The 5,784-nt window shown below is 42.0% G+C and carries 7 protein-coding genes and 1 tRNA gene; 6 read left to right on the plus strand and 2 right to left on the minus strand.

The features are described 5' to 3' along the window. Window positions 1–17: 17 nt before the first annotated feature. The 5 genes from D6774_04990 (at window position 18) to D6774_05010 (ending at window position 3,134) form a co-directional block, all read left to right on the plus strand. A tRNA-Arg gene (locus D6774_04990) sits at window positions 18–91 on the plus strand. An 88-nt stretch (window positions 92–179) separates the two neighbouring features. Beyond that, complete coding sequence (locus D6774_04995; GenBank protein RME77265.1) at window positions 180–611, plus strand: hypothetical protein; 432 nt, start codon at window positions 180–182, stop codon at window positions 609–611. 13 nt (window positions 612–624) lie between these two features. Next, on the plus strand, window positions 625–1,137 hold the full coding sequence (msrA, locus tag D6774_05000; protein ID RME77266.1) for a peptide-methionine (S)-S-oxide reductase: 513 nt from the start codon (window positions 625–627) through the stop codon (window positions 1,135–1,137). 227 nt (window positions 1,138–1,364) lie between these two features. Continuing rightward, a complete protein-coding gene (locus D6774_05005) occupies window positions 1,365–1,874 on the plus strand; it encodes a hypothetical protein (protein ID RME77267.1) in 510 nt (169 codons plus the stop codon). Between the two features lie 177 nt (window positions 1,875–2,051). Next, a complete protein-coding gene (locus tag D6774_05010; GenBank protein ID RME77268.1) occupies window positions 2,052–3,134 on the plus strand; it encodes a radical SAM protein in 1,083 nt (360 codons plus the stop codon). Here the strand turns inward: D6774_05010 and D6774_05015 are convergent. Together D6774_05015 and D6774_05020 are read right to left on the minus strand one after the other, a co-directional pair. Continuing rightward, window positions 3,115–3,855 carry a 2,3-diphosphoglycerate-dependent phosphoglycerate mutase gene (locus D6774_05015; protein ID RME77269.1) on the minus strand — a complete coding sequence of 247 codons (741 nt, stop codon included), beginning with the start codon at window positions 3,853–3,855 and terminating at the stop codon, window positions 3,115–3,117. The genes D6774_05010 and D6774_05015 overlap by 20 nt on opposite strands. Window positions 3,856–3,886: 31 nt before the next feature. Beyond that, window positions 3,887–4,783, minus strand: a complete 897-nt coding sequence (locus tag D6774_05020) for a 4-hydroxy-tetrahydrodipicolinate synthase (protein ID RME77270.1) — start codon at window positions 4,781–4,783, stop codon at window positions 3,887–3,889. 363 nt (window positions 4,784–5,146) lie between these two features. On the opposite strand from D6774_05020, the gene D6774_05025 reads away from it, so the two are divergent. After that, a partial coding sequence (locus D6774_05025) for a hypothetical protein (protein ID RME77271.1) occupies window positions 5,147–5,784 on the plus strand: 638 nt, incomplete at its 3' end.

Here is a 5,784-nt window from a genome sequence, read left to right on the forward strand (position 1 = left end):
AAGGCTTCAAAACACAAGTCCGGATGGTTTAGCTTGGATATAATTCGGCCCTGCGGAGGCCGAGACCCGGGTTCAAATCCCGGTCCGGACGTTCTTTTTTCAAAGCCCGCCGTCCCGGGATTGGAACGTACGACACGCCGTAGATTATTTTTAAATACGCCCCATCAGGTAAAATACTCATGCGCAAGAAAATAAAAAAAACAGTTCATCTCTCAGGCTACGTGTTCTGGGTGCTTGTTGTTGTTCTAGGTCTCTATTTACTCCTTGCAAAACCCGAACTTGAAGCACAACTCCTCGTAGAACAACAAGGAAAAATTGTAGCACCTGTAGGAGAACCAATTGACGTCTTCTACGTGATTAAGAATACGGGACTTGACGTAGCTCACGTAGAAAACGTGTTCATCTATGACGTAGACACCAAAGAACCATTAAGACTCTCAAGAAGCTATCCAAAACACGCATTTAACATTTGGCCGGGCGATGAGAAACTGATACGCATGGAAGTTGTCCAGCCAGATGGAAAAAACGAAGTACGCGTAGCGCTTAATGTTGCTTACAGGGATAGCGATGATGTAGCACCGACAAGCCCCGTGACACTTGCATGGGAGTAAAATCTTTTCTTTCATGTTAGCAACGTTTGCAGGCGGATGTTTTTGGTGCACTGCTGAAGCGTATAGTGAAAAGCCAGGAGTTCTAAGCGTAGTTTCCGGCTATGCTGGAGGAACCGTTGAGCATCCAACATATGAAGAAGTTTCAACAGGAACTACAGGACATCGAGAAGCAATACAAATAACCTATGACCCCAAACAAATTTCTTATGAAGGGCTTCTTGATGTGTATTGGCGATCAATAGATCCTCTTGATGAAGAAGGTCAATTCAACGATAGAGGATTTCAATACACCACAGCAATATTCTACCATGATGATGAGCAGAAAAGAAAGGCAGAGAGATCCAAAAAGGAGTGGGAGAAGAGACTAGGCAAGAGAATAGCGACGAAAATAGAACCTTACAAAAACTTTTACGCAGCAGAAGAGTACCACCAAGAATATCACAAGAAGAACCCTCTGAGGTACAAGCTGTATAAGGTAGGTTCGGGAAGAGCTGCGTTTTTTAAGAAGAAATTCTCGTCGGAATAAGAAGCATGGATTCAAATAGCTCCAAAGGATGCATAAAATGAGTGTGAACAAGACACGCAAAAACGCAACCCTGGCATCAAAAACTCTCTCAAGGACTTGAACTAATGCGTAGAAGAATTGGGGTATGCAAAAATTCAAGAAGATCATAAGGTCATGCACACTTCTTAGAGGTCACATCACAGCGCTGAGTTACTTTTATATACTGCTTGTGATGAAAAAGGTTTTCTATGAGTGATAACTTTCACAGTGTACTACTCTCGCAGGCACAAGGACTTGACGCAAAACTTTGTGGCGAGTATTTTGCAAAGCGTCTTGGTTATCCTGACCCGAATTCAGAGTTTGCAGAACACATTGGACCTGCAAAGTACCTTTTTCGTGTCCCGTTTATTCGTGGTCCGCTTTTTGAACAAGCAAAGAAAAGGTATTTTTTTCCAAAAGGGTATGACTCAGTCGTACTTCTTAACAACCAAGTCCTCTCGTCCACAACATTTCAAATAAAAGCAGATAAGTCTCTTCATATTTTTTCCATTCACACACCTGCAGCACTTCGTGGAAACGGATACACACGAAGAGTTCAAGAAGACGTTATTGCTGTTGCACGAGAAAAGGGTTGTTCACGTGTACGACTAGGAGCAGGAGGACACCCTGTTCTTGATAAACTTCTCCTATTTCTTGAACAAAAGCAAAAAGATCTAGACATACGCGTCGAGGATAACTACTGGATAACGCTGATGTAATGTTTTCATCATCCTATGCAAACAGGTCAGTTAAAGAAGGGCCGTTCTTGACTTAAACAGTTTCTTTCTTACCAAATACTTTCATCATACTATCTTGAGGAGTTGCATGTTTCAACATACGCTCTCTTAGAATACTCGAAAGATACTCTTTTAAATCAGCTGGTGCTTGATAGACTAATGACCCCTCAAGAAATTATTGAGCGCAACAACAAAGAGCACATTGTAGACAAGGAACGGCTCAAGCAACTTCTAGGTCAAGCAAAAGACGTTTTCAAAACACATCACTCGCCGCACATCCATTTTGAACGATCAATTTTCATCAATTGGACTTGTGGCATTGCTGACTGCAAGTATTGTTATCTCTCAACAAAGCCAAAACACACACCAGGATCACAAACAACTGCAAAACGCTCGCAGGCTTCAATCCTCGCAGAAGCGCTTATTTGCAAACTCATGGGGTGGAAGGTAGGCTATATCACAGGAGGGCTACGTGTTGAATCCACCGACGAGCTTATTGATCTCTCTCGAAAACTTGAAATGATCCTTGGACATAAAATTATGATGAACTTCGGACCATTTTCCCGAAGCGAAGTTGAAAAATTATCATCTTACATTACGGGTATGGGTTCTGCAATAGAATCATTTAACGAAGAATTACACAACTTTATTTGCCCTTCAAAGCCTCTTAGACAGTTACTACAATTTCTTGAATATCTTGAAGAGTTCAAACTCAAAAAAATAATTACGATTATTCTTGGAATGGGTGAGCAGATGGGGGATGTCGATGAAGTCATAGCAAAAGTAGAAGAATACAACATTGACACCGTACAGCTATGCTTTTTGAAACCACAAGAAAATACGATTTTTGCACAAGTTCCCCCTCCTGATATGTACTACATGGCGTGGTGGGCTGCAAAGTTGCGCATCGCACACCCACATCTTAAAATTAAAGTCGCTCTTGTGCATGAACGCATAGATGATTTTCACCTCCTTCTCGACGCGGGAATAAACGCGTTTTCTCGCTTCATGATATTCTCTGATTTTGCACAACCTTTCGCACAGAAACTTGTTCAAGAATGTGCAAAAGGAGGACGCAAGCTCAAAGGCAATTTTTTAAACATCCCTACAATATCTCTTGAACAAGAAGTGAACAACCTCGCCTTTGATGAAGAACTTAAGAGTTCAGTGCTTGAAAAAGCACAACAGTACCTTGAGAAACTAAAGAAATTAGAACAATCAGCTACGCTTTCCCTTGTTTAACCATCTCTTCTTGACGTTTTTTCACCTCTTCCTCATCTGCAAGGTAATATTTACGAGTAGGGTTGAGATTCTCGTCAAGTTCATAGACTAAAGGAATTCCTGTTGGTATGTTTACTTGTGCAATATCTTTGTCTGAAATTGCTTCAAGATGCTTAATCAAAGCTCGAAGACTATTCCCGTGGGCAACTATCAAAACGCGTTGACCACTTATAATTGCAGGAGCAATGTGCGTCTCCCAAAAGGGAATAGTTCTCTTAACACAGTCTTCAAGACTCTCTGTGGAGGGAAGCAATGCAGGGTCCACGTGCTCGTAAAGTTTGTCGTGAATGGGATGTCTTGGATCATCTTTATCAAGAGCAGGCGGTCTGCAATCATAGACGCGTCTCCATTTGAATACTTGTTCTTCCCCTTCTTTTTCAGCGGTTTCTTTTTTGTTAAGACCTTGCAATGCGCCATAATGTTTCTCATTAAGACGCCAGGTTTTGACGATAAGAGGAGAGAGGTTCATTTCATCAAGAACGATTTGAGCAGTTTGTATTGCACGTTTGAGAAATGACGTAAATACCACATCAAAGGTAAATCCGTTTTCTTTGAGAATTCTTCCTGCATGGCGAGCTTCTTCCTCGCCTTTTTTAGTAAGGGGAACATCTGTCCAACCAGTAAAGCGGTTTTCTTTGTTCCAGGTAGACTCTCCGTGACGAAGAAGTACAAGTACATTCATGAAAGAAAGAGTGTTTACCGTTTATTTAATGTTATCGGTACTTCGCGATATCAATTCCAAGATCTTGGACAGGGTATTTTGAGAGTGCTTCATCACAGGTATCTTGGATAGAATCAAGCCTTACAAGAGGTTTTCTTAACTGCGTGTTAAACATGTGCGCAAGAGGAATGGGGTTTTTAGCACAGAAAACCGCGTTGATAATATCATGTGCGTATTCCTGAAATTCAAATGCAAGATCGTGCTCTCCTCGAAGGGCTGCTGTACAAATATTCTTCATCAGCAGAGGTGCGACATTTGCTGTAGCGCTAATTACGCCATATGCGTGATTGCCTCCCTTAAAGGAAGAGGGATTCATCATCCAAGCTACAAGATCATCCTCGCCTGAAAGAACTCTGAACTTTTCCGGATTGGTTCCCTCAATCACCTCTGCAGTTTTCACAACTGCGGATTCATCAGCTCCTCTTGCTTCTTTAAGACCAATAATTGCTTCGTGTTCGCTTAAGCGAATAATGGTTTCAGGTTCAAGCTCGCTATTTGTACGTCCAGGAACGTTGTAGAGGATAACGTTACTTTCAAGATCTGCGCAAAGGCCAGCAATACTTTCATAGTGTGCGATGAGTCCTTCTTGAGGTGGGTTGTTATAATATCCCGTAACATGTAAGAAGGTAGCAGGGCCTATTTGATCAAAAATTGCTTCAGTGAGGAAGAGTGCTTCTCGCGTATTGTTAGAACCAGCACTTGCAATGTACTGACATCTTCCACTTACGCGCGAGTGAATGTGCTTTGCGAGTTGAACGTGTTCTTCTAGTGAGAGCGTCGCGCTTTGAGCGGTTGTACCGCAGGCAAGAACGCCAGCGACACCTGCAGCTATTTGATCTTCTATGAGTTTGTCAAGCTTATCATAATCGATGTCGCCACACTCATCCATTGGCGTGATAAGTGCGGTTTAGCATCCTTTGAGCTCTTCTACAGGTATTGCCGTCATAGAGTTCCCAGATTTTTTTTATTTTAAAAAATCTTGTGAGAAAAACGAGTGCAAAAGAACACTACCGAGGGCGAATGTGGTATTATTGCATCTTTTAGGTACAACTCTAGCAAGAAATCAATAAGACTGTGTTCACAACTCCTTTTCATGCTGTTATTATGGAGTATTGTGTTGCTGCGCATTGTTCAAAGAGTGGAAACTCACGGGTGAAAAAGTAGGAAATTAGTGAAATGTAGTTAAAAGCAATTGCTAAAAGCAAGTAAAGGCAATCATTTTAAAGTTCAAGACTCCGCCAACTAAGAAACAATGACTCGTCAACAATATCAAGAACCTGTTGCGTCCTTTACGCTGTGGCAAAGCATTGAAGGATCCACGACAAAAGAGGAAGCTCTTCAAACAATCTCTGAACTCAAATACATTACGCCTTCAAACTCGGTTCGCATAGGGGTGCATGTGGGCATACAAAGCTATACTCACCTCGGCCCAAGCATTCTTAGTGTTCTTCAAGACGAAGGATGCTCTGTGTTTCTTGACTTGAAATTGCATGAGAGTCCAACAACACTAAGAAATGTTCTGTACTCTCTATCAGCATATGATCTCTCCCTTTGCAGCATTCACCTTACAGGAGGAGATGCCATGATCAGCTCAGCAAGAGAAGGTATAGAAAGGGGTGCTCAAAAATTTGGAACACAACCACCACAGCTTATTGGCGTAGCGGTTCTTCCAGAAACGACCCTTGAAGACTACATTAAAACACACAGAGTAGATAGCGAACTCTATCAGTACATACTAGCGCATTCCCTTGACATCTCAGCGTCCGGAAGTCCCAAGAGATGTTCAACACAACGGTTTCATCCGCTTTGCAAACTCATGGGAGTATCCCATCGATTAGAACGCAAAGTACAATCCTTAATTGATCAAGCAGCAAAACAAGGCGTTGAAGG

The sequence above is a fragment of the Candidatus Woesearchaeota archaeon genome, from assembly GCA_003695435.1.
GTDB lineage: Archaea > Nanobdellota > Nanobdellia > Woesearchaeales > UBA11576 > J101.

Excerpts from the sequence above, each read along its gene's own strand:
- msrA (RME77266.1), top strand. The coding sequence starts at position 625 with ATGTTAGCAACGTTTGCAGGCGGATGTTTTTGGTGCACTGCTGAAGCG.
- D6774_05015 (RME77269.1), bottom strand. The coding sequence starts at position 3,855 with ATGAATGTACTTGTACTTCTTCGTCACGGAGAGTCTACCTGGAACAAA.
- D6774_05010 (RME77268.1), top strand. The coding sequence starts at position 2,052 with ATGACCCCTCAAGAAATTATTGAGCGCAACAACAAAGAGCACATTGTA.
- D6774_05020 (RME77270.1), bottom strand. The coding sequence starts at position 4,783 with ATGGATGAGTGTGGCGACATCGATTATGATAAGCTTGACAAACTCATA.
- D6774_04995 (RME77265.1), top strand. The coding sequence starts at position 180 with ATGCGCAAGAAAATAAAAAAAACAGTTCATCTCTCAGGCTACGTGTTC.
- D6774_05005 (RME77267.1), top strand. The coding sequence starts at position 1,365 with ATGAGTGATAACTTTCACAGTGTACTACTCTCGCAGGCACAAGGACTT.